The 17105-nt window shown below is 71.0% G+C and carries 16 protein-coding genes; 8 read left to right on the top strand and 8 right to left on the bottom strand.

Annotated elements, in window-relative coordinates; genetic code table 11:
• Positions 1 to 72: 72 nt before the first annotated feature.
• Genes ACQEVB_RS23765 through ACQEVB_RS23750 form a run of 4 tightly spaced genes read right to left on the bottom strand, consistent with a single transcriptional unit; the run spans position 73 to position 3798 of the window.
• Positions 73 to 885 (bottom strand): ATP-binding cassette domain-containing protein, encoded by an 813-nt coding sequence (locus tag ACQEVB_RS23765; RefSeq protein WP_432974987.1) that lies wholly within the window; start codon positions 883 to 885, stop codon positions 73 to 75.
• Positions 882 to 1943, bottom strand: coding sequence for an ABC transporter ATP-binding protein (locus ACQEVB_RS23760; protein WP_432974985.1), 1062 nt, complete (start codon positions 1941 to 1943; stop codon positions 882 to 884). Before ACQEVB_RS23760 ends, ACQEVB_RS23765 begins: the two co-directional genes overlap by 4 nt.
• Complete coding sequence (locus tag ACQEVB_RS23755) at positions 1940 to 2857, bottom strand: ABC transporter permease (protein WP_432974983.1); 918 nt, start codon at positions 2855 to 2857, stop codon at positions 1940 to 1942. Before ACQEVB_RS23755 ends, ACQEVB_RS23760 begins: the two co-directional genes overlap by 4 nt.
• Positions 2854 to 3798, bottom strand: coding sequence for an ABC transporter permease (locus ACQEVB_RS23750; RefSeq protein WP_432974981.1), 945 nt, complete (start codon positions 3796 to 3798; stop codon positions 2854 to 2856). Before ACQEVB_RS23750 ends, ACQEVB_RS23755 begins: the two co-directional genes overlap by 4 nt.
• Before the next feature lie 654 nt (positions 3799 to 4452).
• Between ACQEVB_RS23750 and ACQEVB_RS23745 the strand changes: the two genes are divergently transcribed.
• Genes ACQEVB_RS23745 through ACQEVB_RS23725 form a run of 5 tightly spaced genes read left to right on the top strand, consistent with a single transcriptional unit; the run spans position 4453 to position 8831 of the window.
• Positions 4453 to 5175: a DUF998 domain-containing protein gene (locus ACQEVB_RS23745; protein WP_432974979.1), complete on the top strand. Its 723-nt coding sequence runs from the start codon at positions 4453 to 4455 to the stop codon at positions 5173 to 5175.
• Positions 5176 to 5227: 52 nt separating this feature from the next.
• Positions 5228 to 6247 (top strand): SDR family oxidoreductase, encoded by a 1020-nt coding sequence (locus tag ACQEVB_RS23740; RefSeq protein WP_432974977.1) that lies wholly within the window; start codon positions 5228 to 5230, stop codon positions 6245 to 6247.
• A 28-nt stretch (positions 6248 to 6275) separates the two neighbouring features.
• On the top strand, positions 6276 to 7343 hold the full coding sequence (locus ACQEVB_RS23735; RefSeq protein WP_432974975.1) for an aldo/keto reductase: 1068 nt from the start codon (positions 6276 to 6278) through the stop codon (positions 7341 to 7343).
• 48 nt (positions 7344 to 7391) lie between these two features.
• Complete coding sequence (locus ACQEVB_RS23730) at positions 7392 to 8411, top strand: NAD-dependent epimerase/dehydratase family protein (RefSeq protein WP_432974973.1); 1020 nt, start codon at positions 7392 to 7394, stop codon at positions 8409 to 8411.
• A gap of 48 nt (positions 8412 to 8459) precedes the next feature.
• Positions 8460 to 8831, top strand: a complete 372-nt coding sequence (locus ACQEVB_RS23725; protein ID WP_432974971.1) for a VOC family protein — start codon at positions 8460 to 8462, stop codon at positions 8829 to 8831.
• A gap of 32 nt (positions 8832 to 8863) precedes the next feature.
• Here ACQEVB_RS23725 and ACQEVB_RS23720 read toward each other — a convergent pair whose 3' ends face one another.
• A complete protein-coding gene (locus ACQEVB_RS23720) occupies positions 8864 to 9925 on the bottom strand; it encodes an alcohol dehydrogenase catalytic domain-containing protein (protein ID WP_432974969.1) in 1062 nt (353 codons plus the stop codon).
• Positions 9922 to 10851, bottom strand: coding sequence for an SDR family NAD(P)-dependent oxidoreductase (locus ACQEVB_RS23715; RefSeq protein WP_432980526.1), 930 nt, complete (start codon positions 10849 to 10851; stop codon positions 9922 to 9924). Before ACQEVB_RS23715 ends, ACQEVB_RS23720 begins: the two co-directional genes overlap by 4 nt.
• 95 nt (positions 10852 to 10946) lie before the next feature.
• Between ACQEVB_RS23715 and ACQEVB_RS23710 the strand changes: the two genes are divergently transcribed.
• Positions 10947 to 11858 (top strand): LysR family transcriptional regulator, encoded by a 912-nt coding sequence (locus ACQEVB_RS23710; protein ID WP_432974967.1) that lies wholly within the window; start codon positions 10947 to 10949, stop codon positions 11856 to 11858.
• Positions 11859 to 11885: 27 nt separating this feature from the next.
• On the opposite strand, the gene ACQEVB_RS23705 is transcribed toward ACQEVB_RS23710, so the two are convergent.
• The gene (locus ACQEVB_RS23705) at positions 11886 to 13514 is read right to left on the bottom strand and encodes an ABC transporter substrate-binding protein (RefSeq protein WP_432974965.1); all 1629 of its coding nucleotides are present in this window, start codon (positions 13512 to 13514) and stop codon (positions 11886 to 11888) included.
• A gap of 333 nt (positions 13515 to 13847) precedes the next feature.
• Here ACQEVB_RS23705 and ACQEVB_RS23700 point away from each other — a divergent pair, with 333 nt between their 5' ends.
• Positions 13848 to 15089, top strand: a complete 1242-nt coding sequence (locus ACQEVB_RS23700) for a cytochrome P450 (protein WP_432974963.1) — start codon at positions 13848 to 13850, stop codon at positions 15087 to 15089.
• The gene (locus tag ACQEVB_RS23695; protein ID WP_432974961.1) at positions 15086 to 16042 is read left to right on the top strand and encodes a cyclase family protein; all 957 of its coding nucleotides are present in this window, start codon (positions 15086 to 15088) and stop codon (positions 16040 to 16042) included. Before ACQEVB_RS23700 ends, ACQEVB_RS23695 begins: the two co-directional genes overlap by 4 nt.
• On the opposite strand, the gene ACQEVB_RS23690 is transcribed toward ACQEVB_RS23695, so the two are convergent.
• Positions 16039 to 17025 carry a phytanoyl-CoA dioxygenase family protein gene (locus tag ACQEVB_RS23690; RefSeq protein WP_432974959.1) on the bottom strand — a complete coding sequence of 329 codons (987 nt, stop codon included), beginning with the start codon at positions 17023 to 17025 and terminating at the stop codon, positions 16039 to 16041. The two genes, ACQEVB_RS23695 and ACQEVB_RS23690, sit on opposite strands and share 4 nt — an antisense overlap.
• Positions 17026 to 17105 lie beyond the last annotated feature (80 nt).

Genomic DNA, 17105 nt, shown 5'->3' with positions numbered 1-17105 from the left:
CGCCTCCGGTACGACGCAGAGGTGACGGAGGGGCGTCCCGGCCCGGGACGCCCCTCCGTCGGTGGCCCGGAGTCAGATCGCCGGCGCTGCGTCCACCGTCACCGGCTTGAGGGAGGCGCCCAGCAGCTCCTTGGCGTAGGGGTCCTCGGGCGCGGTGAACACGCGCTCGCACTCCCCGTACTCCTTGACCCGGCCCTGCTTCATGATCACGACGTCGTCCGCGATGTGCCGCACCAGGTGCAGGTCGTGCGAGATGAACAGGTACGACAGCCCGCGCTCGGCCTGGATGTCCATCAGCAGGTTGATGACCTGCGCTCGGATGGAGACGTCGAGCGCAGCGACGGGCTCGTCGCACACCACCAGGCTGGGCTCGACGCTCAGCGCCCGCGCGATGGACACCCGCTGCAGCATGCCGCCGGACAGCTCGTGCGGGCGCCGGCCCGCCAGCCGGCGGCTGAGCCCGACCTGCTCGAGCAGCTCCTCGGCCTTCTTCCGCCGAGCCGCGCGGTCCAGGTCGGTGTGCAGCAGCAGTGGTTCGGCCACCGAGTCGCCGACGGTCATCAGCGGCTGCAGCGAGCTGTACGGGTCCTGGAAGACCATCTGGATGTCCCGGCGGTACTGCTGGAACCGGCTGCGGGACAGCCCGGCGATCTCGGTTCCCTTGAACCAGATCTCGCCGGCGGTGGGGTCGATCAACCGCAGCACCATGCGGGCCACGCTGGACTTCCCGGCCCCGGACTCGCCGACCACGGCGAGCGTCCTGCCCTCGTCGAGGGTGAAGCTCACGTCCTCGACGGCCCGCCGCGATTCGCTGACCCGCCCGATCAGGTTGCGCTTGACCGGGTACTCCTTCACGAGGTTCTTCACCTCGAGCAGTGGGCTCATCGCACTCCTCCGATGGTCAACGTCTCGGAGGTGCGCACGCACCGGCAGAGCCGCTCCGTGCTGTCCCGGGACTCGAGGGTGATGGGCTCGGTGGTGCAGAGGCCCTCCACCGACAGCGGGCAGCGCGGGTGGAAGCGGCAGCCGCTCGGCAGGTCGTCGAAGCGCGGGATGGTCCCCGGGATCGACACCAGCCGCGAACCGTCGCCCTGCGGGGCCGAGCGGATCAGGCCCTGCGTGTAGGGGTGGGCGGGCCGGCGCAGGATGTCGCGGGTGGCGCCCTGCTCCACCACCTGCCCGGCGTACATGACCCCGATCCGCGAGCTGCTCTCCACGATCACGCCGAGATCGTGGCTCACGAGGATCACCCCGAGGCCGAGCTCCTCCTTGAGGTCTGCGATGAGCCGCAGGATGCGGTCCTGCACGGTCACATCGAGTGCCGTCGTGGGCTCGTCGGCGATGAGGATCTTCGGATTGCAGGAGAGCGCGATCGCGATCATGATGCGCTGCGCCTCGCCGCCCGAGAACTGGTGGGGGTAGTTGCGGGATCGCTTCTCGGCGTGGTGGATGCCCACCCGGTCGAGCCACTCCACCGCCCGCGCCCGCGCGTTTTTGCGGCTCAGTCTCAGGTGCCGGCGGACCGTCTCCGCGATCTGGTCCCCCACCTGGAAGGCCGGGTTCAGGCTGCGGGTCGGCTGCTGGAAGATCATCCCGATCGTGCCGCCGCGGATGCGGTCGAGCTCGGACCGCGACATCGTCAGGACGTCCCGGCCCGCGAGGGTGACGCGCCCCGAGCTCACCCGGCCACCGACCGCCGGGATCAGTCCCAGGCACGCCAGGGCCGAGACCGACTTGCCCGATCCCGACTCGCCGACGATGCCCAGGGTCTCGCCGGGGTTCACCCCGAAGCTCACGTTCTCGACGATGGTGGTCCAGCTCCCGCGGGGGCTGCGGAACTGGATGCTGAGGTCCTCGACCCGAAGGAGCGCCTCCCCGTCGCGGACGCCGTCGTCCGACAGGGTCGCGGTGGCGCCCCGCAGGGCGACGTCGGTCTCGGTCATGTGATGGGGGCCCTTCCACCCAGGGAGTCCTTGAGTCCCTCGCCGACCAGCACGACCGACAGGACGCACAGCGACGTGACCAGGCCAGGAGCGACGATCGTGAACGGGTACTGGCTGATCAGCGGCGCCGCGTCGGCGATCAACGAGCCGAGGCTGGACTGCGGGCTCTGCACACCGAGCCCGATGAAGCTCAACGCGCTCTCCGCGAGCACTCCGGCGCCGAACAGCAGGGTCGCCTGGACGATCGTCGGCGACAGGGAGTTCGGCAGGACGTGCCGGAACAGCAACCGCCCGGTGCGACAGCCGACTACCCGCGCAGCCTCGATGTAGGTCTCGTGGCACACCGTGATGGTCGAGGCGCGCTGGACCCGGAACATCCGCGGCGCGAGGAAGACACCGACCGTCGTCATCGCGATGGTCAGCGACGGGCCGAGCGCCGCGATGACCGCGACCACGGCGAGGATGGTGGGCAGGCTCATCATCCCGTCGGACACCGCGTTGGTGATCTGGTCGAAGCGACCCTGCCGGTAGCCGGCGAGCAGCCCGGTCGGGACCCCGATCACCAGCGCGACGCCGAGCGAGAGCAGGGCGGCCCCGAGCGTGACGTGCACGCCGTGCACGAGCCTGCTGTAGAGATCGCGCCCCAGCTGGTCCGAGCCGAGCAGATGGCCGTTCTCGCCGAACCCGCTGAAGGGGTGGTAGATGTCCTGCGCGTTCGGGTCGGTCGACGCGAACAGTTCGGGGAAGATCGACATCACGACGAGCAGGAGCAGGATCGCCAGGCCGACCACCGAGCCGGTGCTGCGGGCGTAGCGCCGCCAGAAGGACGTGGTCTCCCGCTCCTTCTTCCCGGGGACGCCACGGTCGGTCGCGTCCGGCGGCGGGACCGCGGCAGGGCTGTCGTTCATGGTCATGTCCGCACCCGGGGGTTGAGGTAACCGTAGGACAGGTCGACGAGCAGGTTCACGATCAGCACGAACACCAGCGTGAGCACCACGACGCCGAGGACGACGGCTGTGTCGGAGGTGAGCGCCGCGCGGGTCACGACCGAGCCGAGGCCGTTGAGCGCGAACACCCCCTCGACCACGACCGCCGTGCCGGGCAGCTGCGCCAGCCGGAAACCGGTGATCGTGGCGACCGGGGCGGCGGCGTTCTTGAGCGCGTGCTTGCACACGAGCGGCAGCGTGGGCGTGCCCCGGGCGCGTGCGGCGAGGATGTAGTCCGAGCTGAGCACGTCGACCAGCGAGCCGCGCAGCTGCCGGGCGATCTCGCAGGCGGGCTGGATGCTCAGCGCGATCACCGGTAGGAGGATGTGCGACGCCCAGGGCAGGACTCCCTCGGTGATCGGTGTGTACCCGACGGCCGGGAGCCAGCCCAGCTGCACCGACAGCCACACGACGAGCAGCAGGCCGATCCAGAACTGCGGCAACGAGATGCCCAGCACCGACACGCCGAGGACGGCTCGGTCCACGAGGCTGGTGGGCCGCATCGCGGCGGCGATGCCGAGCGCCATGCCGACGACCACCGACAGCACGATGGCGCCCACCACCAGGGAGATCGTGACCGCGACGCGCGAGAGGAGCACGTCGGTCACCGGCTGGAACCCGAGGGTGATCGCGTTCCCGAAGTCGCCGTGGGAGATGTTGCTGAGCCAGCCCCAGTAGCGATCCCAGAGCGGACGGTCGAGCCCGAGCTGCACGTTCAGCGCGGCGATCTGGTCCGGCGTGGCCTGATCACCGGCCAACGACGTCGCGGCGGTCGCGGGGTTCAGCGAGATCAGCCAGAAGACGATGAACGTGACCCCGAAGAACAGCGGGATGGCGGTCAGGAGCCGTTTACCGAGGAGTTTCAGCACGGGGGCCTCACCGCCGCACCTCCGACGCCCGAGATCGTCCGGCCAGGCACGGCTCTGGCGGTCGCCGGGCCGGCTTCCGCGGTCCGCGGTGACCCCCGACGCCTGCGGACGTCCGATCGCACGAGCATGTTCACCTCTCACGTCGTCGTGACCAGGTTGTGCCGGTCGACACCGGTCAGCCGCGAGTCGGCTCCGTGCCGTCTAGCTGAACGGGGTCACCGGCGCCTACTGGCGAGGTCGAGGATCGGCACCGGACCAGCGGCTGTCAGTGATGTCAGTCACCGGGGCCACACTCACAAGTCCTCGTCGTGGCTGGTCGGCGCCGCGATCATCGGGAGCGCAGCAGGTCGTCGAGGTCGAAGCGGATGCGGCCGACACTCGTCCGAGCGACCCCCGTGGAAAAACGGAGAACTGTCCGGTACTGTTCCTGTCGACGGAGAACCTCCGTCGAGCGGCCACGGCGCCAGCCCACGGGCGGAGGCGGAGCCGCCCGGCGACGCATCGCCCGGTGAAGCCGGGCGACGCGGAGCCCGACGCACGGCGCAGTCCTGGAGGCCCCTCGAGGCGACCTCACAGGGCGACGTCGCCGCGTCCTCAGGAACCGTCCATTGAGGACGGTCCACACCGCGCACGTCGACGAGGAGATGCTCCGCCATGCCGTCCCTGCTCCACTCCGGCACGAGGGCCCGAACCGGCGCCGCCGTGCTGCTGGCCGGACCGTTGCTGTCCTGGCTCGCCGAACTCGTCACCGCGGCCGCGTGGCAGGACCCGCCCTACGCGCCACTGCACAACTGGATCAGTCACCTGGGTACCCGCGGCCCGGAGGCCCCCTTCGGCCAGGTCGCGAACTCCCCGCTGGCGTGGGTCATGAACACCGGCTGGGTCGCCTACGGCGCCCTCCTCGTCGTCGGCGTCCTCACGCTCGTCGACCTGCGGTCCGGCTGGCGCGGGGTGGCGCTCCCGGTGCTCGCCGTGCTGTCCGGCGTCGGAGTCGCGACGGTCGGCCTCGTGCACGGCTCCCAGGAGAGCATCGACAACGGCCAGATCGTGCTGCACATGCTCGGCGCGCAGACCGTCATCGCGACCGGCAACATCTTCGCCATCGTGGCAGGCGCCAGCGCTGCACGACTCGGACTCGGCGGCGGCTACGCCCGCACCGCGATCACGCTGGGCATCATCGGCCTGATCAGCTTCGCGATCTTCATGGTGGACGCGCGCGGTGGCATCGGATGGAACCTCGGGATGTTCGAGCGCGGCGCGGTGTACCCGATCATGGTCCACCACGCGCTCCTCGGCAGCCTGCTCCTGCATCGCCGGGCCGAACCGCGCAACGGCGCCCTGCCGGTGCTCGCTCCCGACCGCGTCGAAGCCGCGTGACCCCGATCCAGCTGCGGGAACAGGAACAACTACGTGAAGGCGGCGAACAGCCATGGCAGAGATCCTCGTGACCGGCGGATCCGGGTACATCGGCAGCTACTGCGTACTGGCCGGCCTGGCGGCGGGTCATTCCGTGCGGACCACGGTGCGCGACCTGTCGAAGGAGCCCGCGCTGCGGGCGATGCTCGAGAGCGGCGGTGCCGGCCCGGAGCCACAGCTGCGCGTGCTGCGCGCTGATCTGGAGAACGACGACGGCTGGCACGCGGCGGTGGAGGGCTGCGACTACGTGCTGCACGTCGCCTCACCCACCCTGACCCGGGTCCCCAGCTCGGACGACGAGATGATCGTCCCGGCTCGTGACGGGGTGCTCCGGGTGCTGCAGGCGGCCAAGGACACCGGTGTCCGCCGCGTCGTGCTCACCTCGGCGTTCGGTGCGGTCGGCTACGGCCACGCACCGCGCTCCACCCCGTTCACCGAGGAGGACTGGACCGAGGTCCGGGACGGCATCCCGCCGTACCAGAAGTCGAAGACACTCGCGGAGCGCGCCGCCTGGGAGTTCGCCGACCGAACGGGCCTCGAGCTGGCCACGGTCAACCCGACGGGCGTGCTCGGCCCGGTACTAGGCCCCGACTACTCCCCCTCGCTCGGAGTGGTCGCCCGCATGCTCGACGGCTCGATGCCCCTCATCCCGAAGGTCGCGAGTGGCTTCGTCGACGTCCGCGACGTGGCCGAGCTGCACCTGCTGGCGATGACCGACCCCGCCGCGGCCGGCGAGCGGTTCCTCGCCACGGCCGGCCACAGCCTCTGGATGCGCGACATCGCCGCCATCCTCCGCGCGCGACTCGGCGAGGACGCGAGCAGGGTTCCGACCCGCGAGCTGCCCATCTGGGCCGCGAAGGCGTTGAGCAGGTTCAACCCGGCGATGCGGATCCTGCGCCCGCAGCTGGGCCTCGACCTGGATGCGTCCTCGGCCAAGGCGCAGCGGGTACTGGGCTGGCGGCACCGCCCCGTCGAACAGACCATCGTGGACACCGCCGAGAGCCTGCTGGCCCTGCACCGGCAGGCGGCCTGATCCGCCCTCCCCCACCACCGGAGAAGCCATGCCCCTCGACCACTTCCGCTCCCTGGGCCGTACCGGCCTGCGGATCAGCCCCCTCGGTCTCGGTGCGATGCTCTTCGACGACCCCAGTTGGGGCGCCGACCGCGAGACCTCGTTCCGGATGCTCGACCACTACCGCGACCGCGGCGGCAACTTCGTCGACACCTCCAACGGCTACGCCCGCGGGCGCTCCGAGGACACCATCGGCGAGTACCTGCGCCGCCACCCCGGCCTGCGCGACCGGATGGTGATCGCCACCAAGTTCGCCAGCAACCTCCACCCCGGCGATCCGAACAGCGGCGGCGGCGGGCGCAAGGCGATCTACTCGCAGCTCGACGGCTCGCTGGAACGCCTGGGCACCGACTACGTCGACCTGTACTGGTTCCACCACTTCGACCCGCACACGCCGATCTCCGAGACCGTCGCGGCGGTGCACGACCTCGTGGCGGCCGGCAAGGTCCGCTACTTCGGCATCTCCGACTCGCCGGCCTGGGCGGTAGCCCGCGCCGGCACCATCGCAGAGTTCCGCGGCTGGGCCCCGGTCTCGGCCATCCAGATCGAGTACTCGCTGCTCGAGCGCACCCCGGAGGGCGAGCTCTTCGGTGCCGCCCGGGAGCTGGGCGCCGGCGGGGTCAGCTACAGCCCGCTGGCCGGCGGCGTGCTCTCGGGGAAGTACACCCGCGAGAATCTTCGGCCGGCGGGATCCGGTCGCGCGGCGTGGCCGATGTCGCAGGCGAAACTGACCGAGTCGACGTTCGCGCTGCTCGACCGGCTCCGGGAGATCGCCGACGGGCACGCGACGACCGTGTCCGCTGTCGCGATCGCCTGGCAGATCCGCCGCCCCGCGATCACCTCGGCACTGGTGGGCGCCCGGACGGTCGAGCAGCTGGAGGCCAACCTCGCCGCGGCGGACCTCACGCTCTCCGCCGAGGAGTGCACCTCGCTCGACGAGCTCACCGAGCCCACCCTGCAGTTCCCCTACGCATTCCTGCGCGACATCGCGGTCCACGTTCAGCAGGGCGGCGCCACCATCAACGGCGTGACCTCGCGGCGCTGGAGCGTCGACTGAGGCGAGGGCCCGCCACCACGCAGCTCCACACGAGGACTGGACTACCTGATGACGCAGAAGGTGCTGGTGACCGGTGGCACGGGATACGTGGCGGGCTGGTGCATCGTCGAGCTGCTGGAACGCGGGTACTCGGTGCGCACGACGCTGCGCGACCTCGCGAAGGCGGACGCTCTGCGCGCGGCCGTCGCGACGCGGACCGATCCCGGCGAACGGCTCGAGTTCGCCCGTGCCGACCTCGTGTCGCCGGACGGGTGGGCCGAGGCCCTGGCCGGGATCGACCACGTGCTGCACGTCGCCTCACCGCTCGGCAGCCAGGGGGTGCGCGACGCCGACGAGCTCGTCGTCCCGGCGCGGGAGGGCGTGCGGAACGTGCTGCGCGCCGCTGCCGCGGCCGGGGTGAAGCGGGTGGTGATGACCTCGGCCGCTAACGCGGCCAGCCCCTCGGAGTACACCGCCGAGGGCGTCTACGACGAGACGACCTGGACCGACCCCGACGACCCGTCGCTGATCCCCTACCGGCGCTCGAAGACCGTGGCCGAGCGCACCGCGTGGGATCTCGCCGCCGAACCGGGTGCGCCCGAGCTGGTCACGGTGCTGCCCGGAGCAGTCTTCGGACCGATCCTGTCCACCTCGACGATCGGCTCGGTCGGGATCATCGCCAGGATACTGCGGGGCGAGATGCCCGGAATGCCCAAGATCGGGCTCGAGGTCGTGGACGTGCGCGACCTCGCCGACCTCCACGTCCGAGCGATGGAGTTCCCTGCCGCGGCCGGAGAGCGGTTCCTCGGCACCGGCGAACTCATGTGGATGGTCGACGTGGCCCGAACCCTCAGGAACGGCCTCGATCACGCCGATGGCGCACGGGTGCGCACACGAGAGCTGCCGAACCTCGTCGTCCGGCTGGCGGCCCGCAGAGACCCCGCGCTGCGAACAACCATCCCCGCACTCGGTCGGCGCAGCCGGCACACCACCGCCAAGGCCGAGAACCTCCTCGGCTGGCACCGGCGCCCCGCGCAGGAGACCGTGCTCGACTGCGCACGCAGCTTGGTGGAGCACGGAGTCGTGTAGCCGGCGACCCGCCGGGTGTCCGACAGCACGCACAGACACGGAGTCGACATGACACAACCCGTCGGGCGACTGGGATCCATCGCCCTGGACTGCGACGATCCGCGCACTCTCGCCGCGTTCTGGGCGACCGTGCTCGACGGCCGGATCACCGTCGAGACCGACCGCTTCTGCGGTGTCGAGCTCGGCTCCCTGCTGCTCGTCACGGTCCGCGTGCCGGCCTACGAGCCGCCGCAGTGGCCGGACGGTCGGCCCAAGCAGTTCCACCTCGACGTGGCCGTGCGCGACCTCGACGAGGCGGAACGTCGTGCCCTCGCCGCCGGGGCGACCAAGGCCGCGGAGCAACCCATGCCGACCAGCTGGCGGGTGCTGCTCGATCCGGCCGGTCATCCGTTCTGCGTCACGACCCTCATCCCTGCCTGACGCAGCATCCCACCCGTCAGGCCGCGGTCAGGTCAACCACCGACGGCCACCAGCGGCGCACCGCTGTGAGCCGCGCGGTCCATCGCCTCCCGCAGTGCCGCGAGGGGGAAGTGCTCGGTGGGGATCCCGTCGAGGTCGAGCAGGCCCGCTGCCACCAGCTCCAGGAGCCGACCAGGGGCGCTGCGCGGGTACATGAAGTTCCCGATGACCTCCTTGCCGGTCATCATCAGGCCCGTGTAGTCGATCGGCAAGGCGGCGGTCATGCTGCCCATCAGCACCTGACGGCCGCCGCGACGGAGCGCGGCCAGGGAGGCGAGCGTGCTCTCCGGATCCCCCGCGCCGCCGACCAGGTCCAGCCCCAGGTCGATCGGAGCGCCCGCGGCCCGCCGTAGGGCCTCGGCGTCGGCCTCGACGTCGCCGCTCAGCGCGACCGTGACCACCCGGTTCTGCGTGGACAGCCGCTCCAGCACGGCCCGGGTGCGCCCGGCCGCCACCACCCGGCGCGCCCCCATCGCGACGGCCACCGTCACGCCGGCCGAGCCGAAACCGCCGGTCGCGCCGTTGACCACGACCGTCTCCCCGGCCTGGAGCCGGCCGCGCAGCAGCCCGCCGTAGGGCACCAGGCATCGGGTCACCCCGATGAGCGCCGCCCCACCGATACCGTCGAGGGCGGCCGGCAGCGGGGTCACCGTCGACACCGGAGCTACGACCTGCTCGGCGAAGGTGCCGTCCCGCCACGTCTCGAGCACTGCGCCCGAACCGGGCGGCGCGGTGATCCCGAGCAGGGCCTGCGCTGGCTCGGCCACGTTCTCCGCCGACGTGTAGTGCCCGGTCGCCACGACCCGCTGCCCGGGCCGGAGACCGTAGACCTCCGCGCCGACCTCCTCGACCACCCCGACGGCGCTCGTGCCCGGCGTGAACGGATCGGGGGGCGGGTCGTAGTCCGGCAGCCGGCCTGCGACGTACTCGCGCAGGTAGCTCACCACCGGGGCCGCCTCGACGCGCACGACCACCGAGCCCGGCCGGGCGACGGGCGCCGGCACGTCGGCGAACTCGAGCGAGCCCGTCGCCATCGTGAGTCGCCAGGCCTTCACCGCGACCGCCCTCCCACGAGCGCCTCCGAGACGTCCCACAGCCGCCGCGCCCCCTCGGGGTCCACGGCGTACCGGGCCACGCCGCCGAGCCCCGGATTGCGCCGGTCGACGACCTCCTGCTCCTGGCAGTCGGAGAAGTACCGACCCCCGACGCCCTCCAGGAGCGCCGAGGTCGCCAGGAAGACCGAGGTCGCCGCCCCCTGCTCCACGGACTTGATCAGGTTGGGCGGCACCTTCCCACTGCCCCCGCCACCGATGTGGCGCTGCAGGTTCGTGTAGATCGCACCGGGCATCAGGGCGTTGGCCGTGATCCCGTCGCCCGCCCACCGCTGCGTCGCCTCGACGGCGAACAGCACGTTCGCGGTCTTGGACTGCCCGTACGCCAGCCAGGGGTCGTACGGCCGGAAGGCGAAGTGCAGGTCGTCGAGCACCACCGGCGAGGTCATGTGCCCCTTGGAGCTGACGACGACGACGCGCGCACCCTCTGCGGCCAGCGCCGCGTGCAGGCCAGTCGTGAGCGTGAAGTGCCCGAGGTGGTTAGTGGCGAACTGCAGCTCCCACCCCTCCGGCGTGTGCGCCTCCGGGCTCGCCATCACGCCGGCGTTGTTCACCAGCAGGTGCAGCGGACCGTCCCAGGCGCGGGCGAACGCGTGTACCGACTCCTGGTCGGTAAGGTCCAGCGGCGCCACGTGCAGCCGGTCGCTGCCCGTCGTCGCGTGGATGTCGGTCGCCGCCCGCTCCCCCGCTGCCAGGTCGCGCACGGCCAGCGTGACCTCGGCCCCGGCCGCGGCCAGCGCCCGCGCCGTCTCCGCACCCAGCCCCGACGACGCACCGGTGACGACAGCCCGGCGGCGGGCCAGGTCGATCCCCTTCGCGACCTCGTCCGCGGTGCTCGAGAACCCGAATGGCGATTCGATCTTCTGCATGTCCGTTGCGTTCCTGATCTCCACGTGATCGAGGCTAGGAAGGCGTCGGCGATGCGTCCAGCGAAAGATCGGAAGATGTGCTATTCCTGGGACGCATGGCACTGGCGGACGTCCCGACCTCCACACTGCGAGTGTTCTGCGAGATCGCCGAGCGCCGCACGCTCACAGCCGCCGCGCAGGCACTCGGGTACACCCAGTCCGCGGTCTCCCGGCAGATCGCCACACTCGAGCGCGCCGCCGGGGCCTCGCTGCTCGACCGGCGCCGCGACGGCGTGATCCTCACCGCGGCCGGGCGCGTGATCCTCCGGTACGCGTCCGCCGTGCTCGACCGGGTCGACGCCACCGAACGCGAGCTGGCCGGGCTCCCGGCGCACGCCGGGACCGTGCGCCTGGGCTGGATCACCAGTGCCGGGGCGACGCTCGTCCCCCGCGCGCTGGCCGCGCTGCGCCGCACCCAGCCGTCCCTGACCGTGACCAGCCGGGAAGGCGGCACCCCGGCGCTGGTGCGGGCTCTACGGGTCGGCAGCATCGATCTGGCCGTGCTCGCCTGGACCCCGCCGTTCCATCCCTTCGACAGCGAGACGCCGGCGTTCGAGATCCGGATGCTGACCGAGCGCTCGCTGCGCATCGCCGTCCCCGCAGCCCACCCGCTCGCCGGCCGCGACACGGTCGACCTCGCCGACCTGCGCGGGGAGCGGTGGATCGCCGGACCGCCCTCGGGCGAAGAGCGGCTCATGGGCGTCTGGCCGGGCCTGGACGAGCGCCCGACGATCGCCCACACCGCCCGCGACTGGCTCGCCAAGCTCCGCCTCGTCGAGGCCGGCTGCGGCATCACGACCGTCGGCGACGCCCTCGCCGACGTCCGTCCGCCAGGAGTGGTCTTCCTGAGTGTCCGGCAGGCCGAGCCGGAGCGCCGCCGGATCGTCCTGGCCGAGCTGCCCGGGCGCGAGACCCCTGCCCGTCGACACGTCGTCGAGGCTCTGGCGGCGGCCGGTGCGCAGGGCTGACCGGCCACCGCCGTGCGGTCGAGCCCGCTACCTGGCGACAGTGACCGTGCTGACCTTCATCGCGCCGTAGCGCAACCAGTAGTCACCGTCGAACCCGCCGAGCTTGGCGGTCGCCGCGTAGCCGTTGTTGAAGCGGCAGAACGGGATGTAGAAGGCCTCCCGTGCAGCGATCGACTCGGCCTGCGCGTAGAGCTGCGTCCGAGCGCTGGTGTCCGGCTCGGTCGCGGCCCTGGCGATCAGGGACTTGTACTGCTGCCCGGCCGGTGAGTCGTCCACGAACTGCGGGTTGGCGAGGATCGCGGTGTTGTAGCCGAGCGAAGGGTCGTTCCCGGCGCCGGTGGTCAGGTTCAGGGTCGCCAGCTGCGCCTTGCCGGAGGTCAGCAGCGCCACCTCGTACACCCGCGAGGGCTGGGGGTTGATCGCCATCCGGATGCCGATCTTCGCCAACTCGGCCTGGAAGGCCGTGGCTGCGATCGTGTCCTGCGTGCCCTGGTTCGCGGCGATCGTGAGCGGCGGCAGGCCAGTGCCGTCCGGGTAGCCGGCCTGTGCCAGCAGCTGCTTGGCGAGGTTCAGGTCGTACGGGAGGGCCTTGGCGTCGGGGTTGTAGCCGATCTGACCCTGCATCGGTAGCTGGACCGGCCGGGTCTCGTTGCAGTTCAGCTGGTTGGCCAGCACCGGACCCAGACCCTGGAAGTCGATGGCGTGCGCGACGGCCTGGCGCACCAGCGGCTTGTCGAACGGAGTGACGAAGCTGAACGCGATGCCGGTCGTCGAGAACGCCGGGATGGCGATCGTCCTGAAGTCCTTGTTCACCTGCGGCAGGCCGCCCGGGCCGCTCAGCCCGGGGGTCCCGGTGGACTGGACCGCCTGGTACTGACCGCTCTTCAGACCGTTGAGCCGGGCGTTCCCGTCCGCGCTGTTGATGTATGTGAAGGAGGCAGGGGCGTGCGGGTTGGCGGCCGCGTCCCAGTAGTCCGGCCGCTTCTTGAGGACGATCTGCGTGGACGCCTGGAACCTGTCCATCGTGTAGGGGCCGGTGCCGAGTGCTCCCGTGCCGGTGCGGATCGCCGTGTCGTCGCCGACGAGCTTCGGGTTGATGACCATGCCTGCCGCCGAGGACAACACGCTGACCAGCGCAGGGGACGGCTGCTTGACAGTGATCACGGCCTTGTCGGGCCCGTCCGCCGCCACGTCGGTGATCGAGGCGAGGGTCGCCTTCTGCTGGGAGGTCTCACCGCTGCGGGCGCGGTTCAGGCTGCTCACCACGGCCGAGGAGTCGAACGGGGTGCCGTCGGAGAACGTGACGCCCTTGCGCAGGGTCAGGGTGAGCTTCAGGTTGTCCGGCGTCCACGCCCATTCGGTGGCCAGCCCCGGGGCGAGGCCGAAGTCGGCTTTCGGGCGGATCAGGGTGTCGTAGACGTCGATGATCGCCTGGACCTGGCCGCCCGCCTTGTACGGGTCCATGTCCGCGCCGATGAGGGTACCGGCGACGACGATGCTGGCGTTGTCGTCGTAGCTCGCCGCACCCGATCCCGCGCCGGCAGGCTCCCCAGCGGCGCCGCACGCTGACATGAAGGTCGCCAGGACAGCGGTGGTCAGTATCGAACCGGCGCGCCGCCGTAGCGATGGCGAACTACTGCGATGTTCTACGCGCATCTTTGCCTCTCACATCATTGTGGCGTGACAGATCGGCATATCGAACGGCGCGCAATGGGGGGAGCCAGAAATCCCGCTGCCACCATGAGCAACCCCGCGATCGAGACATGGGGACGCATTGGCCGTGCCGTATCCAGCGGACATCCTAGGCATCGCCGTTTTCAGGAGCAGCGACAACGATCGCCCCATTCAGTGACGGAAGTCACGAATGAATTGCGTCATCGTAGCGGGACAAGCATTGACCGGCTAGAACTCCGATCCTGTAGGCCCGCAGTCCGTGCCACCTACCTTGTCGGAAGAAATACATCCGCCGGTTCATCAGGGAGTCTGTTCGTGGTCGTTGATCTGCGCAACGCAGTGAGGATCGAAGAACCTGCGTTCTACGACGAAGGAAACGCAGATGTCCTGCGCAGGCTCCGCGCCGAGGCGCCGGTCTTCCGCTACGAGCCCCTCGACATGTGGGTGCTCAGCCGATACGACGACATCAAGTACGTGGAACGGACACCGCAGCTGTTCACCGTCACGGACGGCAAGCTGATCAATTCCGCCAAGTTCGGCGGGCCGGTGGAGCGCGACTTCTTCGACGACGGCGCCGATCTGCTCGCCACTCTGGACCCGCCCCGCCACGGCGAGGTCCGCCGCGTCATCGCGCCCGCGTTCACGCCAAAGGCGATCGCACGACTCGAGACGGCCGTCCGGGACACGACCCGGAGGCAGCTGGCGCCGGTCGAGCCAGGCATCCCGATCGACGTCGTCCGCGACATCGCCCGTGTGGTCCCCACCAAGGCTGTCGGGACGCTCCTGGGGATCCCGGAGGACGAGGTGAGCCTCGACGAGCTCGTCTTCTGGACCGGCGAGCTCAACAAGCTCGGCGCCCCGCTGTCGCGCGCCGAGCTGGACCAGGCCGCCCGCACGGTGCAGGAGATGCGGAAGTACCTGCTCGACCTGCTCGATCGCAGGAAGAAGGAGCCGGCCGACGACCTGCTGACCCGCCTGGTGACGGCCGAGGCGGAGCGGCCCGAGATCACCGCGGCGAACATCCTGATGCTCGCCATGGTCGTCTTCCTCGCCGGGATCGACACGACCCGCAACTCGCTGGCCGGCCTGCTCTGGTGTCTGGCCCGGCACCCGGCGGAGATGGGCGCGCTGGCAGCCGACCACGGCCTCGTCGACCAGGCCGTCCAGGAGTCGCTGCGCTGGGTGACGCCCGTCCCCGGGTTCGTGCGGCGGGCCACCACCGACACCGAGATCCGCGGCACCCGGATCGCGAAGGGTGACTGGCTCTACCTCCTGTACTACGCGGCGAACCGCGACGAGCAGTACTGGTCGGATCCCGACACGTTCGACATCACTCGCCCCACCACGCACGGGGTGCTGTCGTTCGGCTTCGGCAACCACGTCTGCATCGGCGAGGCGCTGGCCCGGCTCGAGCTCCGGGTCGTCCTGCAGGAGCTCCTCGCCCGTTTCTCCACCGTGGCGCTCGCCGGCACCCCGACCCGGATCGACTCCCACATGCAGCACGGATGGGACACCCTCCCGCTGACGTTCGGCACCGGATCGTCGAGGCCGGCATGAGCGCGAACGGACCCACCGAGGACGAGCTCCGGCGACTGTTCGCCGAAATCTGCAACTGGGGCCGCTGGGGCGCCGAGGACGAGCTCGGCACGATCAACCTCATCACCCCGGCGGTCCGCGCTCGTGCCGCCGCAACGGTCACCGAGGGCCTCTGCGTGAGCTGCGCCCGCGCCGTCGAACTCGACGGGTACCGAGAGGACGGGCCGGGCGACGAGTGGCGGGAGCCGCCAGTGCTCTCCCTGCATCTGCCCGACACCGGGCAGCCCGGCCGCGGCGTCGGGATCGCCGTCGACCGTTTCGCGATCACCGCGCACGGGAAGCACACCACCCACCTCGACGCGTTGTGCCACATCACGTTCGACGGCCGGATGTACAACGGCCGCACGGCCGAGCACCTGACCTCCGCCGGCGCGACCGCAGGCGACGTCGCGCTGCTCGCCGACCGGTTGTGCACCCGCGGGGTGCTCCTCGACATCGCTGCTCTACGCGGTGGCTACGCCCGCCCCGGCGAACCGGTCCGCACCGACGAGCTGCTCGAGGCGGAGCGGGCCGGCGCGACGCGTGTCGGCCCGGGTGACGCCCTGCTGATCCACCTCGGCCGGGACGCGCGGTGGCGCGCCGAAGGAACCGGCGTCGCGGAGCCGCAGGCGCCCCCGATGGTCGACTACGCGGGCCTGCATCCCGAATGCCTGCGCTTCTTCCGCGAGCGCGATATCGCGGTCCTGGTGTCGGACATCGGCCACGACCAGGTGCCACCCGTCGGCGGGATCGGTATGCCGGTCCACATCGGGGCCCTCGTCCACCTCGGCCTGCCGCTGATCGACGGGGCCATGCTCGAAGGCGTGGTCCGCGCCGCCGACCGGTTGCAGCGCCGCGAGTTCCTCTTCACCGCTGCCCCACCGGTGATCCCCGGCGCGACGTCGGCCCTCGTGAACCCGATGGCGCTCTTCTAGGCGCAGACGGGCTGGCTGCCGTCCCATCGGTTGGCGGGCGCCGCGAAGGCGGCGCCGTCGGTCTGCACGCGCTCGCGAGCCTGCTCCCAGAGGGAGGCCCACTCCCGCCAGTCGGTCACCGCCGTCTCAGGGGCGGTGCGGCTGCGGGCCACGAACGACGGGTACAGCGGGCGCCCGGTCGGCTGGCCCACCGGCTGGTAGCGCAGGTCGAAGCTCCACCGCGCACCGTCTCCCTCGTTGGACAGCGACGAGTGCATGGTCTGGCGGTGCAGCAGCACGATGCCGCCACGCCGCACCGGGAGCGGCACGACGTCGTCGCCGACCAGCCGGTCCGGAATCGCGAGCGGACGCTCCTGCCCACCCGGGCAGTGCGTGATCAGACCTCTGCGGTGGCTGCGAGGGACGACGCACAGGCAGCCGTTCTCCACGGTCGCGTCGCTGACCGCGATCCACACGGTGAGCATGTTCGTGTCGTCGACCTCGGGCAGCGCCACACCCTGGTCCTGGTGCCACGCCGATGCCGTCAGCAGGGAGGCGCCCATCCGGTTCGGCAGCATCCGCTCCGGCGGCTTGATCCGAACGTGCTGGATCGGGTTGGCGAGGATCTCTCCGCCGACGAACTGCTCGACGACGTCGAGCAGGCGCGGACTGGTGAGCAGGGCGAAGACCCCGGGGCCGGCGTGCATCGGCGTGTCCGCCGTGACCCCGCGCGACGGCAGCGAGATGTCGAACGGCTGGAAGCCAGGTGCCCCGGTCTCCACCAGCACGCGGGCGAACCGCTGCGCGAAGGGGAGGTCCTCGTACGTCGAGCTGATGGTCCCGTCGGCGTACCACTGCTGCGCCTGCCGGTCCAGCAGCTCGGTGTACTCGGCGACCACGGCGTCGATCTCGGTCTCGATGTCGAACACGTCCTCGATCACGAGGTAGCCGTGCTCGTCGAAGAAGTCCCGATCGACCCGGGCCGCGGCGTCGAGCGTTGTCACGAATCCTCCAGAGATTCCCCGAACGGTTCGCTTCGACAATCACCGCGCGATCTGCTGATGTCAGTGACACCAGTCACCCG

Source organism: Pseudonocardia sp. CA-107938 (assembly GCF_050936315.1).
Lineage (GTDB): Bacteria > Actinomycetota > Actinomycetes > Mycobacteriales > Pseudonocardiaceae > Pseudonocardia.
This window is presented reverse-complemented; position numbering and strand designations above follow the sequence as displayed.